Below are 24,955 nucleotides of genomic sequence, written 5' to 3'. Positions count from 1 at the left end.
TCAGCGTGGCACGCATTGCGCGCCGGCCATTCAGGTTTCGCCGTGCCGGCGCCCTTCGGGCCGATGGGCCGGTTCCGGCCCGTGGCCATGCTGCGCTGGCGCTGGCGCTGGCGCCGGCGAGGCATGGGGCGGCTGCACGGCGACGGGTCGGGGTGCGGCCGGCTCATGCGGCATCGCTGGCATGGGCCGCTGCATGGCGGGTGGCGGCATGCTGTGCGGGGCACGTTCCGCCGTACCCTGGGCCGGCCCTTGCGGCGCCATGTGCTGAACATGCTCGGGCCTCGGCAGGGCCCGCTGTGCCTGTGCCTGTGCACCGGGGCCGGCACCCATCTGCACGCGCGGACTCTCCCGGTGGGGCTCACGGCTCACAGTGCCCGACACCGCCCCTGGTGCGACCAGTGCGTGCGGCGCCATCCCTTCCGGCCTGTTGGACGGCAACGCCACCTCGCGGTGCGGCTGTGCTGCCCCGGGCACTGCCCGCGGGTCTGCAGCATGGGCCTGCATTGGGGGTTGGCCAGGAACGTTGGGCAGCGCTGCCCGCGGTGCCTGCACACGCTCCTCCGCGCGCCCGGCGTTCTGGAATTCACGCGCGACCTGGGGTCGCTGCGGAGGCACCATGGCCTGCGGCGATGGCATCACAGCGGACTGGCCTGGCGGCACAAGATGCCGGTCCTGGCCCGGAGCGTGCGGCAGCATGGCCGCCTGCGCCATGGCGTGGTGGTCGCGGTCCGGCGGGACGCGCGATGCCATCGGATTCATGGCCGGCATCGGAGCGGCTGGCGCTGCCGGCATCGCGGCCGCCACGGCCGCAGGATGGCCGCCGTCCGGTGCACGCTCGTAGATGTTGTTCACGGTGACGCGGTTGTGGATGTTCTCCACCACCGTGCGGGACTGCGAGATGTAGGTGTTGCCCCGGTACACCACGGCGGGACGCACCACCGGCGGCGGCGGCAAGGGCGCGCCCTGGACCCAGGCCGCGCGCTCCGGTGGCCGACCCCAGTTGACGCCCCAGGCATCCCAGCCCCAATGGTGGTGGTGCGATGCGACCGCGCCCACCAGCACGCCTGCGCCGAAGGCCAGCGCGCCCACGGCCACGGGGTCGGGCCCCACGGCCACCCCCGACGAATAGACCGGTGCGGGCGCGGCCCAGCGATAGCTCGAGTACAGCGGCACGGGCGTGCCATAGACCACCTGCGGGTCATAGCGCGGCACGTACACCGCCTGGATGTCAGCCGGTTCGATCGAGATGTAGGTGGGCGGCGGCACCACCACCGTGGGCCCGCTATACACGGCAACGGGTTGCTGCAGGTCCGCCGGCGGCGGTGGGCTCGGCGGCGCGGCCGTGACGGTCGCCACGCGCAGGTGCGGCGAGCTTTTGAGCGTGCCCGCCTTGCTGGCGCGCGAGCGCATGACCTGGATGGCATTCATCACGTCCGTCGGGTCGTTGTAGTAGGCCTTGCCCAGCGCCACCGTCCAGGGCAGGTTGGAGGCCATCTGCTCCAGCACGTTCGGGAAGGCCGTCAGCGATTTGATGCTCGGGTCCCACGGTTGCTGGTCCACCGCATCCGTCAGCGCGGCGGCCTTCAGCGACGGGTTTTGCCCCAGCCAGGTTTCCGCCGCCGTGACCTGGTCGGGGTAGGTCGCACCGGCCAGCACCTGCGCCACCAGCTTGTCCGGATACAGCGCGATGGGTGCGACCATCTGGTAGAGCGCATCCGCGCTGGGCGGCGTGTAGCGGACGGCGACGGGTGTGGCCTCCGGAGCCGGTGCAGCCGCAGGCGCTGCGGCGGCGGATGGCGCGGGCGGAGGCACCCGCGGAGAAGAGTTCTGGCGATTGCAGGCGGTCAGGGCGCAAACGGCGATGAGCGACAGCGCCATGCCGCGCGATGCGCGCCGCAGGCCCGCAGCGCGGAGGGGTCTGGGTGCGGTCGCTGCCGGTTGGAGCGGCGAGGCGGCGTGGGTTTGGGAAGCACGGGGGTCTGCAAGGGGCGCCATGGTTTTCTCCTGAACCATCCACCGTGGGCCGGTGCGAAAACCCGGTCCGGCGTGCGTCGGCACCTCGTCGGCAGATGGTCTCTTCAGAACGGCACGTTATGCCTCGCGTTGACCGCCAGTTGTAGGCCAATGTTCGTCACGCGCTGTCGGCCCTCGCCCCGGCCCCAATCGCTGCAAAGGCTGGAAACAGCGTTTTTCGCGGGTGCGGACAGGGCGGGAGGCGGCTTTTCCATCTGAATGCACCCAGGCAACCACCGAACGCAGTGGTGGGATGCACAACGATTGGTTACCAATGCGCCGGAAAACCCGCCCCGCTCACGGCAACAGTTCGAGCGCCTGCAGATAGGCGGGCTGCAGCATCAGTTCGTCCCACGGCTGGGGCAGCGTCTCTGGCAGCAGCGCCACGCGGCGGGATTCGCTGTCGGGGTTGGCATGCCAGCGGCCATCGTCACGGGCCTGCTGCATTCCCGCCAGCAGTTCGTCCAGCGCTTCGCCTTGGCGGTCGCCCTCGCCCACGAGGCTCTGGTTGCACAGCAGCACCAGGTCGCAGCCCGCATCGAGTGCCACCACGGCGGCATCGGTGTAGCTCACCGTCTGGCCGTCGATGCGGCGCGCACCTTCCATGCTCAGGTCGTCGCTGAAGACCGCACCGTCGAAACGCAGTTGATGGCGCAGGATGTCCTGCAGCCAGCGCCGCGAAAAACCCGCCGGCCGGCTGTCTACCTTGGGGTAGATCACGTGGGCGGGCATCACGCTGGTGAGCGTGCTCGACAGCCAGGGGTACGGCGCCGCGTCGTCGGCCAGCAGGGCTTTCAGACTGCGCGGGTCCACGGGAATGTCCGTGTGCGAATCGGCGCGAACGAAGCCATGCCCCGGAAAATGCTTGCCGCAATTGGCCATGCCCGCCTGCAGCAGGCCGTGCATGAGGCTCTTGGCCAGCAGGGCCACCACGCGTGGATCGCGGTGGAAGGCCCGATCGCCGATCACGCTGCTGCGGGAAGCACCGGGCCGCTGCACGCGTTCCGCGCTGCCTCGGGGTGCCTCATCGGACCAGTCGAGGTCCAGCACCGGCGTGAAGCTGAAGTCCACGCCGCAAGACCGCAGCTCGCTGCCCAGCACGTAGCCGGCGGCGGTCGCCGCATTGGTGGCGCGCAGCGCGCCGCTGCCCGGCACGGCCTTGGAGCCCCGGCCGTCGCCCTGCATCCACAGCTCGCCGAACGCCCGCATGGGCGGCAGCTGGGTGAAGCCATCGCTGCGAAAGCGTTGCACACGGCCGCCTTCGTGGTCCACGCAGATCAGCAGATCGTCCCGCACGGCCTTGATGGCGCTGGTGAGCGCCAGCAACTGCGCGCGGTCCTGCCAGTTGCGCGTGAACAGGATCACGCCGCCCGTGAGCGGGTGCGCCAGGCGGCGGCGATCCGCCGCGGTGAGTTCGGTGCCGGCAACGTCGAGGATGAGGGGGGCGTGTTCGAAAGTCATGGCCAGGGGTTCACTCACTTTTTAATAGCAATCCAGGCAATACCGCATTGCGGTGGGGCCTTATTTCTTTTCGACCACGCAAAAGCTCGCCGCGTAGTCGGATTCGTCGGTCACGCTCAGGTGGCACTGCAGGCCCTGGGCCTCGAACCATTCCTTGAGCGCGCCGTGCAGCACGATCACCGGCTGCCCGCTGGGCAGCTTGGCCACCTCGCAGTGCCGCCAGGTCATGGGCATGCGCATCCCCATGCCGATGGCCTTGCTGAAAGCCTCCTTGGCCGAGAACCGGGTGGCGAGGTAGCGCACGCCGCGTTCGGGCCAGCGCGCGCCGCGCTCGCGCCAGATGGACAGCTCGCCCTCGGCCAGCACCTTCTCGGCGAAGCGATCGCCGTGGCGCTCCAGACTGGCGCGGATGCGGCGGACGTCGCAGATGTCGGTGCCGATGCCGTAGATCATGTTTCAGGGTCCAATCTGCCTCCAAGGCATGAAAATCGCCGGCATGCCGCTATCAAATCAGGAGCACCTCGCCGCCATGCCTTCGTCGATGCAGCGCTGGTAGGCCTGCACCGTGGCGGCATAGCCCAATTCCAGCGCGTCGGCGATGAGCGCGTGGCCGATGGACACCTCCAGCAATCCGGGCACGCCCTGCACGAAGGCGGCCAGGTTGTCGCGGTTCAGGTCGTGCCCGGCGTTCACGCCCAGGCCGGCATCCAGCGCGGCCTGGGCCGCTGCGCGGTAGCGCTCCAGTTCGGCGGCCTGGCGCCCGGTGCCCCAGGCGGCGGCATAGGGCTCGGTGTACAGCTCCACGCGGTCGGCGCCCACGGCACGGGCGGCGGCCATCTGGGCGGGCAGCGGGTCCATGAACAGGCTCACGCGCACGCCCAGTTGGCGGCATTCGGCGATCAGCGGCGCCAGCCGCTCGGCATCCTGCGGAAAGCTCCAGCCGTGGTCGCTGGTGAACTGGTCTTCGCTGTCGGGCACGAAGGTGGCCTGCTGCGGCCGCACCTCGCGGATGAAATCCATGAGGTTCTGCGACGGGTTGCCCTCGATGTTGAATTCGCGGTCAGGCCAGTCCTTCATCAGCGCGGCCAGGTCGTGCACGTCGCCCGCGCGGATGTGGCGCTCGTCCGGCCGCGGATGCACCGTGATGCCCTGGGCGCCCGCCTGCAGGCACAGCAGCGAAGCGCGCGTGACGCTGGGGATGCCCAGGTGGCGCGTGTTGCGCACCAGGGCCACCTTGTTGACGTTGACCGACAGGGCGGTGCGGGCGGAAGCGGCGGAGGAAAGGGTCATAGCGATTGCAGGTCCATCATGAGCTGGCGCGTGCGCAGCACCGGGCTGCCGCAATGGTATTGCAGCAGCGTGCGCAACTGGGGTTTGAGTTCGGCCGCCATCGGCGTGCCGGCCTGCGCGATCACGCGCAGCGTGGCGGTGTAGCTGGCGCCCTCGCCCGCCTCCAGCGCGCGCTGCAGCGCCAGCCACTGCGCGCCGGCCAGCGTGGCCCGGTCGGTGGCCGTCGCGGCGCGCAGCCCGGCCTCTGGCACCAGCGTGTACCGGGTGGGTGGCTGCAAGGGCGCCAGCGTGACCGTTTCGGCGCCCAGGCTGGGCAGCAGCCCGATCTCGCGCAGCAGCAGCAGTTCGAAGCTGCGCAGCACGGGTTCGAGCGCATCGCCGTGCTCGCTGCCGAGCACCCGCACCACGCCGGCATAGGCGTCGAACAGGGGCGCATGGGCATCCTCGCGGGCCATCAGGCGCATCAGCAGTTCGTTGAGGTACAGGCCCGACAGCAACGCATCGCCCGTGGGCATGACGTGCCCGCCCACCCACTCCGCGCCCTTGAGCGCATGGATCTCGCCCTGTCCATCGCCCGACAGGGTGTAGTTGACCCGCAGTGGTTGCAGCGGCAGCAGCACGGGGCGAAAGTTGGAGGTGGGCTTCTTGGCGCCCTTGGCGACCAGCGCGACCCGGCCATGGTGCCGCGTGAACACGTCCAGGATCAGGCTGGACTCGCTCCAGTCGTAGCGGTGCAGCACATAGGCGGGTTCGTCGGCAATACGGCGCACAGCCATGGTTTGCTATTCTTTCAATAGCGACCAGTGCTTGATGGACAAGCGCTGGATGAGGGTTTTCTTTGGGTCGGGCACCCGGCACACGGGTGCGCCGAGCCCCGGGGTGGCCCACGGCGCCGCGGCCGCCGAAGCAGCGCAGGGTCGATTCACTCGTAGCCGAACGAGCGCACGCGCGCTTCGTCGTCGGCCCAGCCCGAACGCACCTTGACCCAGATCTCGATGAACACCTTGGCGTCCATGAGCTTTTCCAGCTCCTGCCGCGCCTCGGTGCCGATGCGCTTGAGGCGCTCGCCCTTCTCGCCGATCACCATGGCCTTGTGGCCGTCGCGCTCCACCACGATGGTGGCGGCGATGCGGATCATGCGGCTCTTGGTCTTGCCCTTTTCTTCCTCGAACTTGTCGATGACGACGGTCGAGGTGTAGGGCAACTCGTCCCCCGTGAAGCGGAACAGCTTCTCGCGCACCGTCTCCGAGGCCAGGAACTTCTCGCTGCGGTCGGTGAGCTCGTCCTCGGCATACCACCAGGCCTGCTCGGGCAGGTACTTGGCGCAGATGCCGAACAGGCGCTCGATGTCGCCCTTGTTCTTGGCCGACATGGGCACGAACTCGGCGAACGGATGGCGCTCCTGCATGCCCTTGAGCCACGGCGCGATTTCCGCGCGGCGGTGCACCGTATCGAGCTTGTTGGCGATCAGCAGCGTGGGGATGCCGGGCTTGAACAGCGACAGCACCTTGGCATCGGCCAGCGTGAAACTGCCGGCCTCGACCACGAAAAGAATCAGGTCCACATCGCCGATGGCGCCCATCACCGTCTTGTTGAGCGACTTGTTGAGCGCCGTGCTGTGCTTGGTCTGGAAGCCCGGCGTGTCGACGAACACGAACTGCGTCTGCTCCATCGTGCGGATGCCGGTGATCCGGTGGCGCGTGGTCTGCGCCTTGCGCGAGGTGATGCTGATCTTCTGCCCCACCAGCGCATTGAGCAGCGTGGACTTGCCCACATTGGGCTTGCCCACGATGGCGATCAGTCCGCAACGCTGGCCGGTGGCATCCGCCGGGGCGCTGGCCGGCTTGGCGGCCGCCAGCATCGCTTCCAGGTCATTTTGGCCGCCAGCGCTAGATTCATCTGCGCTACCAGCTACATTTTTTGTAGCATCTTCATTCATGGATTCTTCGCTTTCAATAGGACCAGCATGGCCGCTGCCGCCGCCTGCTCGCCTGCCCGGCGTGAGCCGCCGATGCCGCGCTCGGTCAGGCCCAGTTCGGAGATCTCGCACTCCACATCGAAGGTCTGGCGGTGCGCAGCCCCCACCGTACCCACCACCCGGTACTGCGGCAACTTCATTTTGCGACCCTGCAGCCACTCCTGCAACGCGGTTTTGGGGTCCTTGGCGGCCGCCTCCATCTGCGGGTTGATCTCCACGCTCTGGAAGAGCCGGTGCACCAGGGCCTCGGCCTGCAGGTAGCCGGCATCGAGGTACACCGCGCCGATGAGCGCCTCCAGCGCGTCGGCCAGGATGGATGGCCGCAGCTTGCCGCCCGATTTGGCTTCGCCCTCGCCCAGGCGCAGCACGTCGGGCAGCTTCAGGCGCAATGCCAGTTCATGGAGGGTTTCCTGCCGGACCAGGTTGGCCCGCACGCGGGACAGATCGCCCTCGGGCAGATCGCGCAGGCGCTGGTACAGCAGGCTGGACACCGCCAGGCTGAGGACGGAATCGCCCAGAAATTCCAGGCGCTCGTTGTGGTCGGCGGAAAAGCTGCGGTGCGTGATGGCGCGCTGCAGCAGCGAAGGATCGGAGAAAGCATGCTGCAGGCGGTCCTGCAGTGCGGAAAGGCTGGGTTGCACCGACTACTTGGTCTGTTCTTGGAATCGATACACGAGATAGGCCGGGCCGGCCAGGGCGATCTCGCGCGAGTAGCTGAAGGACACGACGATCTTCTCGTTGCGCTTGGTCACCTCGAGGTCCTTGCCCTGGACCGAACTGATGTTGTCGATCGATGCGGCACGGTCGAAGATGGCGCGCACGTCCGGCACCGAACTGCCCTCCCGCGCGGCCTTGTTGGCGGCCTTGCTGATGGCCTGGTACTCCAGGAAGATCGGCACCGACTGCCCGCCGATGGCAAAGGCGGCCACGGCCAGCAGGCCGATGAAAATCAGTCCGATGAACGACAGGCCGCGCTGGCGCGCGCGGCTGGCGGTACGGTGCAATGCCATGGTGATCTACCCCTCTTTGGTATTGGCGGTGGTGAAACGTGCGAAGCCGATGCTCAGCGGAAAGGGCCGATGCGCTTGAGGTTGCCGAAGTTCATCCAGACGAAGAAGGCCTTGCCCACGATGTTGGCGTCCGGCACGAAGCCCCAGTAGCGCGAATCGAGGGAGTTGTCCCGGTTGTCGCCCATCATGAAATACTGGCCCTCGGGCACCTTGCACACCACCCCTTCGACGCTGTAGCGGCAGTTCTGGCGGTTCGCGAAATCGCTGGCGCCCTGGACGAAGGCCGGCACGTCGGGGTTGTTGATCATCCGGTGACGGTGGTCGCCCAGCTGCTCTTCGAACTGCTTGAAGTAGCGCATCGTGTCTTCATCGAAGAAGTCCGGCACGGCGGAGGTTTCCACCACCTGTCCGTTCACCGTGAGGCGCTTGTTCAGGTAGGCCACTTCGTCGCCGGGCACGCCCACCACGCGCTTGATGTAGTCCATGCTGGGCTGGGGCGGGTAGCGGAACACCATCACATCGCCGCGCTGGGGCGCATTGCCCTGCGTGAGCTTGGTGTTGATGACGGGCAGGCGGATGCCGTAGGTGAACTTGTTCACCAGGATCAGGTCGCCCACCAGCAGCGTGGGGATCATCGAGCCCGAGGGAATCTTGAACGGCTCGAACAGGAACGAGCGCAGCAGGAACACCACGGCGATCACCGGGAACAGGCCGGCGGTCCAGTCCAGCCACCAAGGCTGCATCAGGATGCGGTCCTTGGCCTCCTGCACGTCGCCATCCACCTTCTGGATGCCCATGCGGTCCAGTTCGGCGCGCCGCTGCGCCGCCGCATCTTCGATCGCCTGGGCCGCCCTGCGGCGGCGTGGCAGGAAGACCAGCCGCTCAGCCAGCCAATAGGCGCCCGTCACCACGGTGGCCAGGAACAGCAGCAGGGCGAAGTTGCCTTCGATGGCCCCCATGTACCAGGCCCCGACATAGGCCACGAAGGCGGCGAGGATGACGGAGGTCACGTATTGCATGGCCTGCATCTCAGTCTTCCACCTGCAAAATGGCCAGGAACGCTTCCTGGGGCACTTCCACCGAACCGATCTGCTTCATGCGTTTCTTGCCTGCTTTTTGTTTCTCGAGAAGCTTGCGCTTGCGGCTGATGTCGCCGCCGTAGCATTTTGCCAGCACGTTCTTGCGCAGCGCCTTGATGGTTTCGCGCGCGATGATGTTCGCGCCGATGGCCGCCTGGATGGCCACGTCGTACATCTGGCGGCTGATGATCTCGCGCATCTTGGCCACCACGGCACGGCCGCGGTACTGCGACTGCGAGCGGTGCACGATGATGGACAGCGCATCGACCTTCTCGCCGTTGAGCAGGATGTCCACCTTCACCACGTCGGAGGCGCGGTACTCCTTGAACTCGTAGTCCATCGACGCATAGCCGCGCGACACCGACTTGAGCTTGTCGAAGAAGTCCAGCACGATCTCGCCCAGCGGCATCTCGTAGGTCAGCATGACCTGGCGGCCGTGGTAGGCCATGTTCATCTGCACGCCGCGCTTCTGGTTGGCCAGCGTCATCACCGGGCCGACGTAATCTTGCGGCATGTAGAGGTGCACCGTCACGATGGGCTCGCGCACCTCCTCCAGGCGGCCCTGGTCGGGCATCTTGGAGGGGTTCTCGACCATCACCACTTCGCCGTCGGCCTTCACCACCTGGTAGACCACGCTGGGCGCGGTCGTGATCAGGTCCTGGTCGAACTCGCGCTCCAAGCGTTCCTGCACGATTTCCATGTGCAGCAGGCCCAGGAAGCCGCAGCGAAAGCCGAAGCCCAGCGCCTGGCTGACTTCGGGCTCGTAGTGCAGCGAGGCGTCGTTGAGCTTGAGCTTCTCCAGCGCGTCGCGCAGCGAGTCGTACTCGCTCGCTTCGGTCGGGTACAGGCCGGCAAACACCTGGGGCTGGATTTCCTTGAACCCCGGCAGCGCTTCGGTCGCCGGACCGGCATTGTTGGGCAGCTTCTTTTCCAGCGTGATGGTGTCGCCCACCTTGGCGGCCTGCAGTTCCTTGATACCGGCAATGATGTAGCCCACCTGGCCGGCGTCGAGCGAGTTGCGCGATTCGTTCGCGGGCGTGAACACACCCAGGTTGTCGGCGTTGTACACCGCGCCGCTGGCCATCATCTTGAAGCGCTCGCCCTTCAGCAGGCGGCCATCGACCACACGCACCAGCATCACGACGCCGACGTACGGATCGAACCAACTGTCGATGATCATCGCGCGCAGCGGGCCATCGGCCTGGCCGCGCGGCGCAGGCACCTTGGCCACGATGGCTTCGAGAATTTCGTCGATGCCCATGCCCGTCTTGGCAGAGCAGGGAATCGCATCGGTCGCATCGATACCGATCACGTCCTCAACTTCGGCCTTCGCGTTGTCGGGATCCGCGTTCGGCAGGTCCATCTTGTTCAGCACGGGCACCACCTCCACGCCGAGGTCCAGCGCGGTGTAGCAGTTGGCCACGGTCTGGGCTTCCACGCCCTGCGACGCATCGACGACCAGCAGCGCACCTTCGCAGGCCGAGAGCGAGCGCGAGACTTCATACGAGAAGTCCACGTGGCCCGGCGTGTCGATCAGATTAAGGTTGTAGATCTGGCCGTCTTTGGCCTTGTATTGCAGCGCCGCCGTCTGCGCCTTGATGGTTATCCCACGCTCTTTTTCGATGTCCATCGAGTCGAGCACCTGGGCTTCCATATCACGCTCGGCAAGCCCGCCACAGCGCTGAATCAAGCGATCCGCCAAGGTCGATTTGCCGTGGTCGATGTGCGCAATGATGGAAAAATTTCTGATGTGGTTCATCAAGGGAAAGCGACAAGTGATTGAATTAAAACGGAGCGCACAAGAAAAAAGGGCGCGTCAAATGGTGACGCGCCCTGAACCAACAATCATTTGGCAACTGCGATGGTTGGAACTTCATTGTAGGCAAAAAGGCCGAGAGGGAAAGTCCGCCCGACAAGGTTCAGAGGGCGTTGCCGCCTTGCAACGCGTATTTTATACACAGCTTATTCACAAAACGCTTTCGACTTCCGGAATAACTTGTGGGCACACTGTGGATCACCTGTGCATGGTTCGAGACCATCCCACATGGTGGCGCAGAATTGAATCGATATGCAGTTAAGCCGGAAAAAGCAGGCGCCATTCTATCGAAAACGATCAATGGAAATGCCGCGCAAACGTTGAGGGACCGAACCGGATTTCTGCGCAAAGGCCCCAAACCCCACTTTGGGATGGGGCTTTGTGCAGCCACCGGTCAACGTGCCGGACGGATCAACGCGTATTGGGCCCATTCGCCGCGGCGGAACAGCACGTTGATGGGCTTGCTCTTGTCCGCCTTGGCCAGGGCCGCCTCGAAGTCCTTCAGGTTGGCCACTTCAATATTGGCGATGGAAAGAATCACATCGCCTTCGCGCAGGCCGGCACGCGCGGCCGAATCTGTGGCCGCGTTGACACGCAGCCCACCCTTGAGCTTCAGCTCCTTTTTCTGGGCGTCGGTCAGCTCGGCAACCGCCAAGCCCAGTTGCTGGGCGGCTGGAGACGGCTTGGGTTTTGCGCTTTCACGCTCGCCGCCTTTGCTCGCCACCGGCTTGTCGTCCGGTTCGATCTCGGCCACGGTGATGGAGAGATCCTTGCTGGCACCGCGGCGGAACACCGTCACCGTGCTCTTGTTGCCCGGCTTGGTATTGCCTACCAAGCGCGGCAGATCGGCGGTTTTTTCGATGGTCTTGCCGTCGAACTTCGTGATGATGTCACCCGCCTCCACGCCCGCCTTGTCGGCAGGAGACCCCGCCTCCACCCCACTCACGAGCGCCCCCTGGGGCTTGCCCAGACCGATCGACTCGGCCACATCCTTGGTGACCTGGCCGATCTGCACGCCGATGCGCCCGCGCGTCACGCGACCCGTGGCGCGCAACTGGTCGCTGACCCGAATGGCCTCATCCATCGGAATGGCGAAGGAAATCCCCATGAAGCCACCCGAGCGGGAATAGATCTGGCTGTTGATGCCGACGACCTCGCCACGCATGTTGATCAGCGGCCCGCCGGAGTTGCCCGGGTTGATCGCGACGTCCGTCTGGATGAAGGGCAGGTAATCGCCCGTGTCGCGCTGCTTGGCGCTGACGATGCCCGCGGTCACCGAATTTTCAAGCCCGAAGGGTGAGCCGATCGCCATGACCCACTCACCGACCCGCAGCCGGTTGAGATCGCCCACCTTGACGGCCGGCAATCCGGTGGCTTCGATCTTGACAACAGCCACGTCCGTGCGCTTGTCGGCGCCCACGATCTTGGCTTTGAACTCGCGCTTGTCGGTCAGGGTGACGATGACCTCGTCCGCGCCCTCCACCACGTGCGCGTTGGTCATCACATAGCCGTCTTGCGTGAGGATGAAGCCAGAGCCCACGCCGCGTGGCTGCTCTTCCTCGGGCTGTGCACGGGGGCGCTGCTGGCGCTGCGCATTGGGCGGCACGGGCACGCCGAAGCGTCGGAAGAACTCGAGCATCTCCTCGTCCATGGCGTTCGGACCGGCACGCTCCGCGGCCTTTTCCAGCGTGCGGATGTTGACCACCGACGGCCCGACCTGATCCACCAGGTCCGTGAAATCCGGCAGACCCCGGACCGTGGGCGGCGGCGTTTGCGCCAACACACTGACGGGCACAGCCGCGGAGGCAGCGGTCAATGCCATCGCGACGGCCACCGCGCACGATTGCAGATTTTTCCAGTTCGTCGTCATCGGCATCATCGTTCTTTCAAAATTCAGAGGAGACATCGGGAGCAGCAAAAGAACTTCGTATTGCAAGCTTCACATTTGGTTCCCGCAACACCACCGTCAGCAGTTCATGCATCCGCCCCGGTGGGGCGGCTTGGGCAGCGGAGGCACCACTCAACGGGCGTATTCCAGTTGCTCGGCCACCAGCCGCAAGGTTTCCTGCGGCACCTCGCCCACCGCCGTGAGCCACATGTTGCCTGAAACGCGTTGCGCGAGGGTCTGGGTCGCCCCCATGCTGCCCGCGCTCGGGCCGGCAGCATGGCGGGAGGCGTCGTAACGCTCCAGGAAGAGCGAGACCGTCGCCAGTCCATCCGAGAGCAGGCAATGCAAGGGAAGGCCTGAATGCGCAGCAGACGCATCCTCTTGCTTATAGCAATCCCCAGGGGTGAACCCACCCACCGGCGTTCGCAGGCGCCAACCTTCGGCTTGTGCCGTGGTCTTGCGCATGGCAACCGTGACCACACGGAAATCGCGCACGTCATCCATCATGCCGACGAGGCGCGCAAATGGCACCGCGTTATCCAGCTCCAGCTGAGAAAATGCCGCCTGCTCCAGCACACGTCCCCGCAGGTCGAGGGTCTGCAGCTTCAAGATCAAGCCCGAGGCTTCGGCCACCCACATGCGGTAACCGAATCGCAGCCCATCCCTGGGTCGCAGCCAGGCCACTTCGCTTTCGTGGCCCGCAACGCGTTCACGTCCCAATGTCTGCACCGTGTAGTGCGCATCCAGTCCGCGATCAGCCGTTTCAGGCAGCCGCGGGAACAAGCTGGGCATGTCGCGGCGATCCTCGCGCACCATGCGTGCCTGGGGCAAGAAGGTGCGCACGAGCCCCTCTCGGCGATAGACCACACGGGGAGACCCGTTCAATGCCTCGATGCGCTCGATCTGGTCGCTTCCGTCGGCCGCATGCCAGATACGGGAACTGACCATGGCGCCCGATGCGGACAACACCACGAAAGTACCGCTGTAGCTGTGCTCGCGGGAGGCGCGATGGATACGCTCCAGCCATCCGGAAATGGAGCGTGTGTCGCCAGGCACCGCGGCATTGGATGCAACAACGGCGGGCGACGGCCCGGCCAGCGCATGGCCCGAAGCGGCCATGAGCAGCATCCACGCCAGAGCGTGGCGCATCGAAGCCATCTTGCTCAGGTCGCCCGCCAAGGAAGCACAAACACCTCTGACTCGAGGCTGGTGAGCGGCGTACAAGGGGCCTTCTTGGCCTGTCTTCACGATCTCAGCGCGCCGGAGCCTCGAAGGTGGCATTGCGCAGGAAGCCTGCCGGCATTTGCAGCGCCGACGTATTGCCAAACTGTTTGTGCGCAGCCAGCAACTCGTCCAGCCGCGGATCGCGGATCATGACCTGCGGTGCGCCGCCCCCTTCCGTTGCGTCTGCCACCGCCACGGCTGCAGGAGCGGCGGTCACGGGCACAGCGGAAGCCATCTGCGCACTTTCGGCGCCGGACTGAATACCTGTCATGGCCGTCCATCCAATCGCCCCAACGGCGGCGAGCGAAGCAAAACCCGCAGCCATTTTCCAGCGAAACACAGAGGCATTGGCGGCCAAGGCAGGCGTCACGACCTCCGCGACGGCTCCTTGAACGACGGCACTGGCCACCAACGGAGGGCGCTGAATGCCCTCCGCTTCGATCTGGCTGCGAAGCCGATCCACCAGTGAGGAATTCACCGGACGCGCCAACTCGGAAGAGCGAAGCACGTCGCCGATCAGGTGATACATCTGCCACGTTTCGGAGCCGTCCGCATTGCTGCTGGCGTAGTCCACGGCTTGACCAAACTCCTGGCCTCGCAACTGTCCATCCGCGAGAGCAGACAAATGTTCACGCATTTTCAGATCGTCATTCATGGTCGTTCCCCAGCCATCACGTTTTGCTTCACTGCTCTGCCATTCACACCGCGCTACCAGCGCTTGCCCGACTGCTTCTCCAACAAAGGGCGGACACGGGCCGATATGGCTTCCCGCGCTCGAAAGATACGGGAACGTACGGTGCCGATAGGGCAATCCATGGCAGCCGCAATCTCCTCATAGGTCAACCCTTCGATCTCACGCAATGTCACCGCCTGGCGCAAGTCTTCAGGCAGCGCATCCATTGCCGCATTCACCGCCACCGCGATTTCCTGAGCGGCAAGCACCGTCTCGGGCGTTTCGTCGGTGGTTAGTTCATGACCCAGTCGGGAAGTTTCATCGTCGTCATCACTTCCTCGCAAGGCATTTTCCGAGATGACGGGATTGCGCTTCATGTCGACCAGCGCCTTTTTGGCGGTGTTGACCGCGATCCGATAGAGCCAGGTATAGAACTGCGCCTCTCCCCGGAATTGGTGCAGTGCACGATAAGCCCGGATGAACGTTTCCTGGGCAATGTCCTGCACGAGATCCGAGTCGCGGACCATGCGGCCAATGAGCCGTTCGATGCGCCGCTGGTACTTGATCACCAGCAGTTCATATGCCTTCTGGTCACCCGCAACCGTGCGCTCCACAAGCTGAAGGTCACTGTCGGCGGAAGGCGGGGGCATGGAAGCAGTCATGAAAAAGGGCTCACGCGTCGCCGCGCCGGACAGAGAACATGCCGTCGGCACGGGGCTCTGGCTTGGGGCGCGAATATACCGCACGGCGTAGCGCTGCCCAGGCCTCCCGTGGCCCCACACGCTCGAGGCACAGCCAGCGGGTTCGGCCATCAACACCATGCAGTTGCAGCAAGAGAAAGGACTGGAAATCCGCATGGACCACCAATTCACCTGCAACCGGTACTCCTGCACCTTGATTCAACGACCAATGCAAGCCATCCCAGTACAGGACACCTTCAGGCAGACGGAACCAAAAGCGCCAAGACAGTCCGGCGGACGTGACCCAAAGGACGAAAAACACAGCGCTTCGAACTAGGTCACTTCCCGCAGAATGCGTGATCCACACCACAAAGCCACCAAGGCCCGCAAACAGCACACCCGCAATGAACCAGCCCAACCGGCGGCTCCTTGCCACCTCATGGCGGGTCGCTGGGGCATGAAGGGACTTGGCAGAGCGAGCCATCACCACGCCCATGCCATCACAGGTGACCGACTGACGCCGTGCAGCGGTCTGACCACCCCGTCAAACGCGCTTGAAAACCAGCGTGCCGTTGGTGCCGCCAAAACCAAAATTATTCTTCACCGCGATGTTCATCTTCATGTCGCGGGCGACATTGGCGCAGTAGTCCAGGTCGCATTCCGGGTCTTGTTCGAAGAGGTTGATGGTCGGGGGCGCCTTCTGCTCACGCAACGCCATCACGGTGAACACGCTTTCGATCCCACCTGCACCGCCCAGCAAATGGCCGGTCATCGACTTCGTCGAGCTGATCACCGTCTTTTTGGCATGCTCGCCCAAAGCGGCCTTGATCGCATGGGTTTCGTTCAAATCGCCCAATGGCGTGGAAGTGCCGTGGGCATTGAGGTAATCCACATCCTCAGCGTTGACGCCGGCATTGCGCAGCGCGGCCTGCATGGCGCGGCGAGGACCGTCCATGTTGGGCGCCGTCATGTGCCCTGCATCGGCGCTCATGCCATAGCCGGACAGTTCCGCGTAGATTTTGGCGCCGCGGGCTTTGGCATGTTCGTACTCTTCCAGCACCAGCACCCCTGCACCCTCGCCCAATACGAAGCCATCGCGGCCTTTGTCCCATGGGCGGGAGGCAGTCTTAGGATCATCGTTGCGAGTGGACAAGGCGCGCATGGCCGCAAAGCCACCCACACCCAGGGGAGAAACCGTGGCTTCCGTGCCGCCAGCGACCACCACATCGGCGTCGCCGTACTCGATCTTGCGCGCCGCCTCGCCGATGCAATGCAGGCCCGTCGTACACGCCGTCACCACGGAAAGGTTCGGGCCTTTGAAACCAAAGCGCATCGATACATGCCCCGCCACCATGTTGATGATGGATGCGGGAACGAAAAAAGGCGTGATCCGGCGGGGACCCCGGCTTTCCAGTTCTGCATGGGTGTTTTCGATCAGCGGCAAACCACCGATCCCGGATCCGATGATGCAACCGATACGCGTCGCCAGTTCTTCGTCCAGCGCCTCACCGGTTGGAAGGCCGGCATCACGAACCGCCTCATCCGCCGCAGCGATGCCGTAATGGATGAAGGTATCCATCGTGCGTGCATCCTTGGCGCTCATGTAGGCGCCAAGATCGAATCCCTTGACCTCGCCCGCGATCTTGCAGGCAAAGTTCGAAGCATCGAACTTGGTGATGAGGTCAATGCCGGATTGACCGGCCAGGATGTTGGCCCAGGCATCTGCCACCGTGTTTCCGACGGGGGTGATGCAACCCAGGCCGGTCACGACGACGCGACGACGGCTCATGCGCTAAGACTTTCTACGGATCTGTCTGAACTGAAGGCGCTCAGGCCTTCTGATGGGTATTGGCGTAGTCGATGGCGTTTTGCACCGTGGTGATCTTCTCTGCATCTTCGTCAGGAATCTCGATGCCGAACTCGTCTTCCAGCGCCATCACCAGCTCCACCGTGTCCAGCGAGTCAGCGCCGAGGTCGGCCACGAAAGCCTTTTCGTTGGTGACTTGCGATTCTTCAACGCCGAGTTGTTCGGCAATGATCTTTTTGACACGTGCTTCGATATCGCTCATGGTTTCCCTTTGAGGGTTGTGAATGAATCCGCGATTCTAGCTGCTTCGGGATCAGTCCCCTACCAGCCCGCCGTCGCGATGAATCGGCGCTAACTTTGCTCAATTACATGTACATGCCGCCATTGACATGCAACTCCTGGCCCGTGACATAGCCTGCCTCTGCCGATGCCAGATAGGCGACCGCATGGGCAATGTCTTCCGGGCGGCCCATGTGGCCCATTGGAATCTGCGATTGCAGCGATTGCTGCTGCTCGGCAGGGAGTTGCGCGGTCATGTCGGTCGCGATGAAGCCAGGAGCCACGCAGTTCACCGTAATGCCCCGGCTGGCCAGTTCACGGGCAAGGGCACGCGCCATGCCTGCCACGCCCGCCTTCGCCGCCACATAGTTGGCCTGGCCTGGATTGCCTGCCGAACCCACCACGCTGGTGATGTTGATGATGCGGCCGAAGCGCTGTTTCATCATGGGTCGAATGACGGCGCGGCTCACCTGGAACACGGCCTTCAGATTGGTGTCGATGACCGCATCCCAGTCGTCGTCCTTCATGCGCATGGACAACGTGTCGCGGGTGATGCCGGCATTGTTCACCAGCACATGCAAACCGCCGTGCTGCTTCACGATGGTGTCGATCAACGCATCGACAGCCGCCACATCCGTGACGTTCAGATTCACACCCTGACCGCCGCCGGACGATAAGGCCTGAGAGATACGCTGAGCACCCTCATCCGTCGTCGCGGTACCGATCACCAAATAACCACGGGCCGCCAACACGGTCGCGATGGCAGCGCCGATACCGCGCGATGCGCCAGTGACCAGCGCTACCTGGGGCTTTTCATTCAACGAAGGGGTATCGCTCATGCCAACAATGCTCGTGTTTCGGCCAGCGAGGCCGGGTCATAAATAGAAGCAGCAACCAGTTCGGGGTCGATGCGCTTCGCCAAGCCAGCCAGCACCTTGCCAGGGCCGCACTCCACCAGATGCGTCACGCCGCGGGCTTTGAGCGCCTGCACGCACTCCACCCAGCGCACCGGACCGAAGGCCTGACGGTACAGCGCATCACGGATGCCATCCGCCTCCTCCCGGACCGCGACATCCACGTTGTTGACGACTGGAATCTGCGGGGCCGCCAAGGACAGGGCCGACAGGGCCTCCCGCAATTTCTCGGCCGCCGGCTTCATCAGGCTGGAGTGAAAAGGAGCGGATACCGGCAAGGGCAACGCACGCTTGGCGCCAGATGCCTTCAACAGTTCGCACGCCTTGTCGACGCCGGCTTTCGTGCCCGCAATCACGGTCTGGATGGGGTCATTGAAATTCACGGCCTCCACCACTTCGCCGCCATCCGCACCGAAGGATGCCGCCGCCGCAGCGCAACCTTCGATCACTTTGTGCGCATCCATGCCCAGAATGGCAGCCATCGCACCCACGCCGACGGGAACCGCTTCCTGCATGGCGGCAGCACGCAGACGCACGAGCGGCGCGGCCTGCGCCAGCGTCAGCACCCCTGCAGCCACCAACGCCGAATATTCGCCGAGCGAGTGGCCGGCCACCGCAGCCGGGACGTCGCCGCCCTCCGAGATCCACGCACGCCACGCGGCCACGCCAGCGACGAGCATGACCGGCTGGGTGTTGGTCGTCAGCGAAAGCGCTTCTTTCGGGCCCTCATGAATCAAGCGTGCGATGTCTTCGCCCAGGGCGTCGGAAGCCTCCTGGAGGGTTTGCGCCACCACAGGGTGGTCACCCCATGCATCCAGCATGCCGACCGACTGGGAGCCCTGGCCAGGAAAAACAAATGCAAAAGATTTTTTGGTCGTCATAAACGAATGGTCAAAACCGCCTTCACCGCTTAATTTTTCAGCGTTTCAAGCTACAGCTTCAGGAGCACCGCACCCCATGTAAAACCGCCTCCCACGCCCTCCAGAAGCAACGTCTGTCCGGGCTTGGCCTGGCCGGTGCGAACCGCATGATCGAGTGCCAGGGGAATCGACGCCGCCGAAGTGTTGCCATGTTGGTCTACGGTGACGACCACCTTGTCCATCGACAGGCCCAGCTTCTTCGCCGTACTTTGCATGATGCGGATGTTGGCCTGGTGAGGGATCAGCCAGTCCACGTCCGCATCGGTCAGGCCGGCCTTCTCCAGGGCAGCACGGGCTGCTTTTTCCAGCACACCCACAGCCAGCTTGAAAACGGCCTGGCCATCCATCTTGAGCAATGGGTCACCCAGAATCTGCCCGCCATAGACGTTGCCCGGCACACACAGAATGCCCACATGCCGGCCATCGGCATGCAGATCGCTCGACAGGATGCCAGGAGTTTCCGACGCTTCCAGTACCACGGCGCCTGCGCCGTCACCAAACAGCACACAGGTGGTGCGGTCATCAAAATCGAGGATGCGGCTGAATACCTCCGCACCCACGACGAGGGCGCGGCGGGCGCTGCCGGACTGGATCATGGCGTCTGCAACGGTCAGCGCATACACGAAACCACTGCAGACGGCCTGCACATCGAAAGCCGGGCATCCATTGGCCCCCAGCTTGTTTTGCAAGATGCAGGCCGTCGAAGGGAAAACCATGTCCGGCGTGGACGTGGCGACGATGATCAGATCAATGTCCTGCGGCTGAACCCCCGCCGCCTCCAGCGCATTGCGAGAAGCCTCCAGCCCCAGATCGCTGCTGCAGACATCGCGCTCCGCGAAGTGGCGGGCCCGGATGCCGGTGCGCTCGACGATCCACTCGTCCGATGTTTCCACACCGCGCTGAGCCAACTCGGCCACGAGGTCGGCATTGGTCAGACGACGAGGAGGAAGGCTGCTGCCAGTGCCTGTAATGCGGGAGTAGCGTCTCATCAATATGGGGACCCGACGGCGGTGTTGACAGGCTGGGCATCCGATGGCGCCAGCAAGGGCGCAGCATGCGCCACCCGCGTCCGGACGCGGTCGAGCAGGTTGTTGCGGGCTGCATCATACGCCCGGTTCAAAGCCTGCTCGAAGGCCATGGCGTCCGCCGATCCATGACTCTTGAACACCAATCCGCGCAGCCCGAGCAATGCCGCTCCGTTGTAGCGACGGTGATCCATTCGCTTCATAAGTGCAGATAGCACCGGATAGGCCACAACTGCCGCCAGTTTGGTAAAGATATTGCGCTTGAACTCCTGCTTGAGTCCGCCGACGATCATGGAAGCCACACCTTCGCTGGCCTTGAGCGCCACATTCCCCACAAAACCGTCACAAACCACGATATCGACCGTGCCCTTGAAAATGTCGTTGCCTTCTACATTACCAAAAAAGCGAAGATCACCAGAATTACCCACCGTACGCAACAGTTCGCCTGCTTTTTTGATCACTTCACTGCCCTTGATCGCTTCCTCGCCAATGTTGAGCAGGCCGACGGTGGGCTCCGAACCCTCTTGAAGTGCAGACACCAGCGCCGACCCCATCACTGCAAATTGCAGCAGATGCTCGGCACTGCAATCTACGTTGGCGCCCAAGTCCAGCACGGTCGTGGCACCGCCCTTGGCATTGGGTATCTGGGTTGCAATCGCGGGGCGGTCGATTCCGTCCAGGGTTTTGAGGAGATAGCGAGCGATGGCCATCAAAGCGCCCGTGTTGCCCGCAGAAATGGCGGCTTGCGCGGCCCCATCCTTGACCTGCTGAATGGCAACGCGCATGGACGAATCCTTCTTACGGCGCAAGGCAATCTCCACTGGGTCGTCCATTGTGACGACCTCGCTGGCAGGCGTGACAGCGGCCCGATCGTGCCTGAAGTCCTTGAGGCTTTCGGGCTGGCCGACAAGGAGCAAACGGGCTTCGGGATGGTTTTCTAGGAACTGGCGGCACGCCGCTAGCGTGACGCGGGGGCCGTGATCGCCCCCCATGCAGTCAACAGCCAGTGTGATCATGGGCGACTTGTCCGACCGCAGAAAACGACCGGAAATGAAAATACAGCGAACAAAACAAAGGCCCGCGCTACCAATTTCGTAGCAGCGGGCCTCGGCGCGCGAGTTAAATCAGGCTTCAGACTTGTTCTTCAGCACTTGGCGGCCACGGTAGAAACCGTTGGGGCTGATGTGGTGGCGCAGATGGGCTTCGCCGGTGGTGGGCTCGACGGCCGTGCCAGGCACGTTGAGAGCATTGTGCGAACGGTGCATGCCGCGCTTGGAAGGGGATTTTTTGTTTTGCTGAACAGCCATGGTGGCTCCTGAGTCTTGAAGGGTTGGTAAAAACGCGATCAGCCCATAAAGACACGAGGGGATTCGCGCGAAGCCCTCGATTATAGCCCAAACGGTTTTCAGTCTTCCGCTTTGTCTTTTCGCAAGGCGGCCAGTGCCGCGAAAGGGTTGGGCTTTTGCGCGCTGGCCTCTTCGAAATCCTCGTCGCTGGATTCCATCGGCACGGGGGCCGGGCATTCGTCGTGCCGCGGTACCAAGGGCAATGCCATGAGCAACTCGTCTTCGATCAACTCACGCAAATTGAACTCGCGGCTCAAGGCCAGCAGGTCTTCATCGCTCTCATCATCCAGCGCTTCCGCCGTGGCCTCATCCGCCACGAAGCGGAACTCACGCTGCACCTGAAGCGGCACATCCACCGATCCGAGGCAGCGCTGGCACGTCATGGGAAGCGCTGCGTTCACCGTGAGCCGCAGCCAGATCTGTCCGCCGATACCATGCGTGCTGCGCACTTCGCCGTCGACCTGCCAATCCACCATGAGATCGGGGTGCAGGCCTTTGGCTTCCTGGGCCAGGCGTTCGTACTTCAAAAGGGAGTCATGGCCGGACAGGTGACCGCCCGCCTGCGCGAAGGCTTTGACATCGAGGCGCTGAGGGGAGAATTCCTTGGTCATGGCGGCAGTGTAAGAGAATCAGCGCATGCCTCAATCCCCTTCCCTGCCCCGCCGTCTGGTGCTGGGCTCGACCTCCCGTTATCGGGCCGAACTGCTCTCCCGCCTGCGCCTGCCTTTCGATGTCGCAGCGCCCGATGTCGACGAAACGCCCCGCGCCGGCGAGGCGCCCAGCGCCCTCGCCTTGCGGTTGGCCATGGCCAAGGCCCGCGCCGTCTCTGCCGCCTACCCGGACGCCGTGGTGATCGGCTCCGATCAAGTGGCGGATCTCTTGGGACAACCGGTGGGCAAGCCCGGCACGCACGAGAAAGCGGTCGCCCAACTGCAACAGATGCGGGGCCACAGCGTCGTGTTCCAGACCGCGGTGGCGGTAGTCTGCGCCGCCACGGGGTTTGAAAAGGTGGAGTTGGCCCCCGTGGAGGTTCGCTTCCGCGACCTGTCCGATGCGGAGATCGAGCGCTACCTGCGCGCCGAGCAACCATACGACTGCGCCGGCAGCGCCAAGAGCGAAGGATTGGGCATCAGCCTGCTCGACAGCATCCAAAGCGATGACCCGACAGCGCTGATCGGCCTGCCACTGATCCGGACCTGCCGCATGTTGCGCGCCGCTGGAATGGAGCTGCCATGACAGCCACATCGACAGGCACGCTCTACCTGGTGCCCGCACCACTCGACTTCGGCTGCGACATCCAAGCCCCCCTGGACCAATCCCTGCCTGCCGCGACATTGCAGGCGGCGTCGCAAATCACCCACTGGATCTGCGAGAACGCCAAGAGCACCCGCGCCTACCTCAAGCGCGTCGACACGCTGTTCCCATTGAAGCTGCCGCTGCAGTCGCAGCAGATCGACGAGTTGCCGCGCGAAGTGCACAAGAAAGGCGACCATGGTGCAGACGGCCATGTGACCTTTGATACCCGCACGTTGCTGACGCCCGCTTTGGCAGGCAACGACATGGGCCTGGTGAGCGAGGCGGGCATGCCTGCGGTGGCGGACCCTGGCAGCTCGGTGGTGCGTGCCGCACACGATTGCGGGCTGAGGGTGGTGCCACTGGTGGGCCCCGTTTCGCTCTTGCTGGCGCTGGCGTCGAGCGGTCTCAATGGACAGGGTTTTGCTTTTGCAGGCTATCTGCCGCAGGATCCGGCCCAGCGCACCCAGCGCATCCGCGAACTGGAGGCCCTGGCGCTCAAGCAAGGGCAAACGCAACTGTTCATCGAGACCCCCTACCGCAACGCCGCGCTGTGGCAGGCCCTGGTGCAAACCTTGCAGCCCAATACCCGGCTGGCGATTGCCAGCGGGCTCACACTGCCGCAGGCGCGCACGGCAAGCCGGCTCGTGCGCCAATGGCGGCAGCAAATTGAAGTGCCCGATAACCGGATACCGGCCGTCTTTGCCATCGGGCGTTAGGGCCCGATCAACAGATCTCAGGGATTCCAGCCACTGATCCGGACCACCGGGCACCGAGCCCGGGCCGGCGGCAGCCCCCGGATGGCGAGGCCTCAGCGGATGGTCGGTGCGCCCTTGATGGCCTGCACGGCCGTCTGTCCCATGGCTGCGCCGAATTTCTTGACCAGCCGCTCGGCGACGTTGTCGCGGCGGGTGTAGTCGATGATGTCTTCCGCCTTGACGACCTCGCGTGCCACATAGTCGAGGTTGCCCAGGTGGTCGGCCAACCCCATCTCCACCGCCTGCTGGCCAGTCCAGAACAGACCGCTGAAGGTGTCGGCCGTGGGCTTGAGCCGATCGCCGCGCCCTTCCTTGACCACATGGATGAACTGCTGGTGGATCTGGTCCAGCATGGCCTGCGCATAGGCGCGCTGCTTTTCGGTCTGCGGGCTGAACGGGTCGAGGAAGCCCTTGTTCTCGCCTGCCGTCAGCAGGCGACGCTCCACGCCCAGCTTTTCCATCGTGCCGGTGAAGCCGAAGCCATCCATCAGCACACCGATGCTGCCGACGATGCTGGCCTTGTCCACGTAGATCTCGTCGGCGGCGGCGGCGATGTAGTAAGCCGCCGATGCGCAGGTTTCTTCCACCACGGCGTAGACGGGTTTGTTGTACTTGGCCTTCAGGCGAATGATCTCGTCATTGATGATGCCGGCCTGCACCGGGCTGCCGCCCGGCGAGTTGATGAGCAGCACCACGGCCTGCGATCCGGAGTCTTCGAAGGCACTGCGCATGGCGGCCACCACGAACTCGGCGCTGGCTTCGGCCCCCGCGGCGATCTCGCCCTTGATGTCCACCACCGCCGTGTGGGGCGTGCTCTTGCTCGTGCTGGTAGCGTCGCGCGCCAGCAACACCCAGGCCACGGCAATCAGGAAGACCAGCCACGCCAACCGGGTAAAAATGCGCCAGCGGCGTGCGGAGCGCTGCTCGGACAAGGTCGCGAACACCAGCTTTTCCAACACGTCACGCTCCCAGCCTGGCGCTCTCGCAGGGTCTTTTGCTTCTTTTTCAGTAGCAGTCTGCGCCCACAGGTCGGGCGCTGGCGGGGGGGTCTGCCCAGAACCAGAGGGTTCGGGCCGGGTCGGTTCGGTCATTTGTCAGAATTCGACAGGTTGCAAGTGGGAGTCAGTATGCCAGCGCACTACGCCCTGGCCTTCGGAGAGTTGGATCTTCACCAGGCCACCGCGGCACGGGCCACCTGCGCAGGCGCCCGTGTCGGGCCGATAGGCGGCGCCGTGCGTGGCGCACAGCAGCCACTGGCCGGTGTCGTCGAAGAAGCGGTCCGGCTGGTAATCCATCTCCATCGGCACGTGCGTGCACCGGTTCAGATAGGCATGGGGCCGGCCTTCGAAGCGCACGGCAAAGGCGCGGCAGGCCTGGCCGGCATACAGGACGTCGAAGGCAACGGCCTGCCCTCCGTCCACCAGATCGGCGCTGGGGCAAAGGTCGATGGGTTGCGAGGAAGAGGCCATGGCAACGACCGGCGATGGGCTGTGGCGTGCAG

27 protein-coding genes are annotated in these 24,955 nt (G+C 64.3%); 2 read left to right on the top strand and 25 right to left on the bottom strand.

All coding sequences use genetic code 11. The annotated features are described in order from the left end of the window. Positions 1 to 30: 30 nt before the first annotated feature. The 23 genes from AVTE2539_RS13425 to AVTE2539_RS13315 all read right to left on the bottom strand — a co-directional run bounded on the left by AVTE2539_RS13425 (position 31) and on the right by AVTE2539_RS13315 (position 22,014). Positions 31 to 1,878, bottom strand: a complete 1,848-nt coding sequence (locus tag AVTE2539_RS13425; protein WP_284411279.1) for a DUF3300 domain-containing protein — start codon at positions 1,876 to 1,878, stop codon at positions 31 to 33. A gap of 432 nt (positions 1,879 to 2,310) precedes the next feature. Next, a complete protein-coding gene (gene nagZ, locus AVTE2539_RS13420; protein WP_284411277.1) occupies positions 2,311 to 3,474 on the bottom strand; it encodes a beta-N-acetylhexosaminidase in 1,164 nt (387 codons plus the stop codon). 60 nt (positions 3,475 to 3,534) lie between these two features. After that, on the bottom strand, positions 3,535 to 3,927 hold the full coding sequence (gene acpS, locus AVTE2539_RS13415; RefSeq protein WP_284411275.1) for a holo-ACP synthase: 393 nt from the start codon (positions 3,925 to 3,927) through the stop codon (positions 3,535 to 3,537). A 57-nt stretch (positions 3,928 to 3,984) separates the two neighbouring features. Continuing rightward, positions 3,985 to 4,764 carry a pyridoxine 5'-phosphate synthase gene (locus AVTE2539_RS13410; RefSeq protein ID WP_284411273.1) on the bottom strand — a complete coding sequence of 260 codons (780 nt, stop codon included), beginning with the start codon at positions 4,762 to 4,764 and terminating at the stop codon, positions 3,985 to 3,987. Beyond that, positions 4,761 to 5,540, bottom strand: a complete 780-nt coding sequence (gene recO, locus AVTE2539_RS13405; RefSeq protein ID WP_284395947.1) for a DNA repair protein RecO — start codon at positions 5,538 to 5,540, stop codon at positions 4,761 to 4,763. Before recO ends, AVTE2539_RS13410 begins: the two co-directional genes overlap by 4 nt. Positions 5,541 to 5,686: 146 nt before the next feature. Then, a complete protein-coding gene (era, locus tag AVTE2539_RS13400; RefSeq protein WP_284411271.1) occupies positions 5,687 to 6,703 on the bottom strand; it encodes a GTPase Era in 1,017 nt (338 codons plus the stop codon). Further along, positions 6,700 to 7,383, bottom strand: a complete 684-nt coding sequence (rnc, locus tag AVTE2539_RS13395; protein ID WP_284395950.1) for a ribonuclease III — start codon at positions 7,381 to 7,383, stop codon at positions 6,700 to 6,702. Before rnc ends, era begins: the two co-directional genes overlap by 4 nt. A 3-nt stretch (positions 7,384 to 7,386) precedes the next feature. Further along, on the bottom strand, positions 7,387 to 7,752 hold the full coding sequence (locus AVTE2539_RS13390) for a DUF4845 domain-containing protein (RefSeq protein ID WP_284395952.1): 366 nt from the start codon (positions 7,750 to 7,752) through the stop codon (positions 7,387 to 7,389). A gap of 53 nt (positions 7,753 to 7,805) precedes the next feature. Next, the gene (gene lepB / locus AVTE2539_RS13385) at positions 7,806 to 8,780 is read right to left on the bottom strand and encodes a signal peptidase I (RefSeq protein WP_284395954.1); all 975 of its coding nucleotides are present in this window, start codon (positions 8,778 to 8,780) and stop codon (positions 7,806 to 7,808) included. A 1-nt stretch (position 8,781) separates the two neighbouring features. Further along, positions 8,782 to 10,590, bottom strand: coding sequence for a translation elongation factor 4 (lepA, locus tag AVTE2539_RS13380; protein WP_272567874.1), 1,809 nt, complete (start codon positions 10,588 to 10,590; stop codon positions 8,782 to 8,784). Positions 10,591 to 11,041: 451 nt separating this feature from the next. Beyond that, complete coding sequence (locus AVTE2539_RS13375) at positions 11,042 to 12,526, bottom strand: DegQ family serine endoprotease (protein ID WP_502868920.1); 1,485 nt, start codon at positions 12,524 to 12,526, stop codon at positions 11,042 to 11,044. A 141-nt stretch (positions 12,527 to 12,667) separates the two neighbouring features. Beyond that, positions 12,668 to 13,684 (bottom strand): MucB/RseB C-terminal domain-containing protein, encoded by a 1,017-nt coding sequence (locus AVTE2539_RS13370; protein ID WP_284411269.1) that lies wholly within the window; start codon positions 13,682 to 13,684, stop codon positions 12,668 to 12,670. A gap of 103 nt (positions 13,685 to 13,787) precedes the next feature. Continuing rightward, on the bottom strand, positions 13,788 to 14,414 hold the full coding sequence (locus AVTE2539_RS13365) for a sigma-E factor negative regulatory protein (RefSeq protein ID WP_284411266.1): 627 nt from the start codon (positions 14,412 to 14,414) through the stop codon (positions 13,788 to 13,790). Positions 14,415 to 14,467: 53 nt separating this feature from the next. Then, positions 14,468 to 15,094 (bottom strand): RNA polymerase sigma factor RpoE, encoded by a 627-nt coding sequence (gene rpoE, locus AVTE2539_RS13360; protein WP_272567871.1) that lies wholly within the window; start codon positions 15,092 to 15,094, stop codon positions 14,468 to 14,470. Between the two features lie 10 nt (positions 15,095 to 15,104). Then, a complete protein-coding gene (locus tag AVTE2539_RS13355) occupies positions 15,105 to 15,530 on the bottom strand; it encodes a hypothetical protein (RefSeq protein WP_284411264.1) in 426 nt (141 codons plus the stop codon). 126 nt (positions 15,531 to 15,656) lie between these two features. Further along, complete coding sequence (gene fabF, locus AVTE2539_RS13350; RefSeq protein WP_284411262.1) at positions 15,657 to 16,901, bottom strand: beta-ketoacyl-ACP synthase II; 1,245 nt, start codon at positions 16,899 to 16,901, stop codon at positions 15,657 to 15,659. Between the two features lie 40 nt (positions 16,902 to 16,941). Further along, on the bottom strand, positions 16,942 to 17,181 hold the full coding sequence (acpP, locus tag AVTE2539_RS13345; RefSeq protein WP_003058049.1) for an acyl carrier protein: 240 nt from the start codon (positions 17,179 to 17,181) through the stop codon (positions 16,942 to 16,944). 103 nt (positions 17,182 to 17,284) lie between these two features. Continuing rightward, positions 17,285 to 18,037: a 3-oxoacyl-ACP reductase FabG gene (gene fabG / locus AVTE2539_RS13340; protein ID WP_284411260.1), complete on the bottom strand. Its 753-nt coding sequence runs from the start codon at positions 18,035 to 18,037 to the stop codon at positions 17,285 to 17,287. After that, a complete protein-coding gene (gene fabD, locus AVTE2539_RS13335) occupies positions 18,034 to 18,993 on the bottom strand; it encodes an ACP S-malonyltransferase (protein WP_284407052.1) in 960 nt (319 codons plus the stop codon). Before fabD ends, fabG begins: the two co-directional genes overlap by 4 nt. A 50-nt stretch (positions 18,994 to 19,043) precedes the next feature. Beyond that, positions 19,044 to 20,021: a beta-ketoacyl-ACP synthase III gene (locus AVTE2539_RS13330; protein WP_272567863.1), complete on the bottom strand. Its 978-nt coding sequence runs from the start codon at positions 20,019 to 20,021 to the stop codon at positions 19,044 to 19,046. Beyond that, complete coding sequence (gene plsX, locus AVTE2539_RS13325) at positions 20,021 to 21,073, bottom strand: phosphate acyltransferase PlsX (RefSeq protein WP_284411258.1); 1,053 nt, start codon at positions 21,071 to 21,073, stop codon at positions 20,021 to 20,023. The genes AVTE2539_RS13330 and plsX overlap by 1 nt, the downstream gene beginning before the upstream one ends. 108 nt (positions 21,074 to 21,181) lie before the next feature. Next, a complete protein-coding gene (gene rpmF / locus AVTE2539_RS13320) occupies positions 21,182 to 21,364 on the bottom strand; it encodes a 50S ribosomal protein L32 (RefSeq protein WP_092744121.1) in 183 nt (60 codons plus the stop codon). Positions 21,365 to 21,462: 98 nt separating this feature from the next. After that, a complete protein-coding gene (locus AVTE2539_RS13315) occupies positions 21,463 to 22,014 on the bottom strand; it encodes a YceD family protein (RefSeq protein ID WP_272567859.1) in 552 nt (183 codons plus the stop codon). Positions 22,015 to 22,039: 25 nt separating this feature from the next. Between AVTE2539_RS13315 and AVTE2539_RS13310 the strand changes: the two genes are divergently transcribed. After that, positions 22,040 to 22,639 (top strand): Maf family nucleotide pyrophosphatase, encoded by a 600-nt coding sequence (locus tag AVTE2539_RS13310; protein ID WP_284411256.1) that lies wholly within the window; start codon positions 22,040 to 22,042, stop codon positions 22,637 to 22,639. Then, entirely contained in the window at positions 22,636 to 23,415 is a 780-nt protein-coding gene (locus tag AVTE2539_RS13305) for an SAM-dependent methyltransferase (RefSeq protein WP_284411254.1), read from the top strand. Before AVTE2539_RS13310 ends, AVTE2539_RS13305 begins: the two co-directional genes overlap by 4 nt. Positions 23,416 to 23,507: 92 nt before the next feature. On the opposite strand, the gene AVTE2539_RS13300 is transcribed toward AVTE2539_RS13305, so the two are convergent. Together AVTE2539_RS13300 and AVTE2539_RS13295 are read right to left on the bottom strand one after the other, a co-directional pair. Further along, positions 23,508 to 24,545 carry a S49 family peptidase gene (locus AVTE2539_RS13300; protein ID WP_284411252.1) on the bottom strand — a complete coding sequence of 346 codons (1,038 nt, stop codon included), beginning with the start codon at positions 24,543 to 24,545 and terminating at the stop codon, positions 23,508 to 23,510. A gap of 3 nt (positions 24,546 to 24,548) precedes the next feature. Then, positions 24,549 to 24,923, bottom strand: coding sequence for a Rieske (2Fe-2S) protein (locus AVTE2539_RS13295; RefSeq protein WP_284411251.1), 375 nt, complete (start codon positions 24,921 to 24,923; stop codon positions 24,549 to 24,551). Between the last annotated feature and the right edge of the window lie 32 nt (positions 24,924 to 24,955).

Origin of the sequence: Acidovorax sp. SUPP2539 (genome assembly GCF_030158975.1) — a bacterium.
In the GTDB taxonomy this organism is placed as follows: Bacteria; Pseudomonadota; Gammaproteobacteria; order Burkholderiales; family Burkholderiaceae_C; genus Paracidovorax.
The sequence above is the reverse complement of the archived record's forward strand: the minus strand, read 5'-3'. Positions and strand labels throughout refer to the sequence as shown.

Coding starts and splice junctions, on each gene's coding strand:
- AVTE2539_RS13425 (WP_284411279.1), bottom strand. CDS start 1,878: ATGGCGCTGTCGCTCATCGCCGTTTGCGCCCTGACCGCCTGCAATCGC.
- AVTE2539_RS13410 (WP_284411273.1), bottom strand. CDS start 4,764: ATGACCCTTTCCTCCGCCGCTTCCGCCCGCACCGCCCTGTCGGTCAAC.
- AVTE2539_RS13390 (WP_284395952.1), bottom strand. CDS start 7,752: ATGGCATTGCACCGTACCGCCAGCCGCGCGCGCCAGCGCGGCCTGTCG.
- AVTE2539_RS13300 (WP_284411252.1), bottom strand. CDS start 24,545: ATGACCGAACCGACCCGGCCCGAACCCTCTGGTTCTGGGCAGACCCCC.
- rpoE (WP_272567871.1), bottom strand. CDS start 15,094: ATGACTGCTTCCATGCCCCCGCCTTCCGCCGACAGTGACCTTCAGCTT.
- AVTE2539_RS13330 (WP_272567863.1), bottom strand. CDS start 20,021: ATGAGACGCTACTCCCGCATTACAGGCACTGGCAGCAGCCTTCCTCCT.
- era (WP_284411271.1), bottom strand. CDS start 6,703: ATGAATGAAGATGCTACAAAAAATGTAGCTGGTAGCGCAGATGAATCT.
- lepA (WP_272567874.1), bottom strand. CDS start 10,590: ATGAACCACATCAGAAATTTTTCCATCATTGCGCACATCGACCACGGC.
- recO (WP_284395947.1), bottom strand. CDS start 5,540: ATGGCTGTGCGCCGTATTGCCGACGAACCCGCCTATGTGCTGCACCGC.
- plsX (WP_284411258.1), bottom strand. CDS start 21,073: ATGATCACACTGGCTGTTGACTGCATGGGGGGCGATCACGGCCCCCGC.
- AVTE2539_RS13310 (WP_284411256.1), top strand. CDS start 22,040: ATGCCTCAATCCCCTTCCCTGCCCCGCCGTCTGGTGCTGGGCTCGACC.
- AVTE2539_RS13365 (WP_284411266.1), bottom strand. CDS start 14,414: ATGAATGACGATCTGAAAATGCGTGAACATTTGTCTGCTCTCGCGGAT.
- fabF (WP_284411262.1), bottom strand. CDS start 16,901: ATGAGCCGTCGTCGCGTCGTCGTGACCGGCCTGGGTTGCATCACCCCC.
- AVTE2539_RS13315 (WP_272567859.1), bottom strand. CDS start 22,014: ATGACCAAGGAATTCTCCCCTCAGCGCCTCGATGTCAAAGCCTTCGCG.
- AVTE2539_RS13375 (WP_502868920.1), bottom strand. CDS start 12,526: ATGATGCCGATGACGACGAACTGGAAAAATCTGCAATCGTGCGCGGTG.
- acpP (WP_003058049.1), bottom strand. CDS start 17,181: ATGAGCGATATCGAAGCACGTGTCAAAAAGATCATTGCCGAACAACTC.
- lepB (WP_284395954.1), bottom strand. CDS start 8,780: ATGCAGGCCATGCAATACGTGACCTCCGTCATCCTCGCCGCCTTCGTG.
- AVTE2539_RS13305 (WP_284411254.1), top strand. CDS start 22,636: ATGACAGCCACATCGACAGGCACGCTCTACCTGGTGCCCGCACCACTC.
- rpmF (WP_092744121.1), bottom strand. CDS start 21,364: ATGGCTGTTCAGCAAAACAAAAAATCCCCTTCCAAGCGCGGCATGCAC.
- nagZ (WP_284411277.1), bottom strand. CDS start 3,474: ATGACTTTCGAACACGCCCCCCTCATCCTCGACGTTGCCGGCACCGAA.
- AVTE2539_RS13370 (WP_284411269.1), bottom strand. CDS start 13,684: ATGCGCCACGCTCTGGCGTGGATGCTGCTCATGGCCGCTTCGGGCCAT.
- fabG (WP_284411260.1), bottom strand. CDS start 18,037: ATGAGCGATACCCCTTCGTTGAATGAAAAGCCCCAGGTAGCGCTGGTC.
- fabD (WP_284407052.1), bottom strand. CDS start 18,993: ATGACGACCAAAAAATCTTTTGCATTTGTTTTTCCTGGCCAGGGCTCC.
- acpS (WP_284411275.1), bottom strand. CDS start 3,927: ATGATCTACGGCATCGGCACCGACATCTGCGACGTCCGCCGCATCCGC.
- AVTE2539_RS13295 (WP_284411251.1), bottom strand. CDS start 24,923: ATGGCCTCTTCCTCGCAACCCATCGACCTTTGCCCCAGCGCCGATCTG.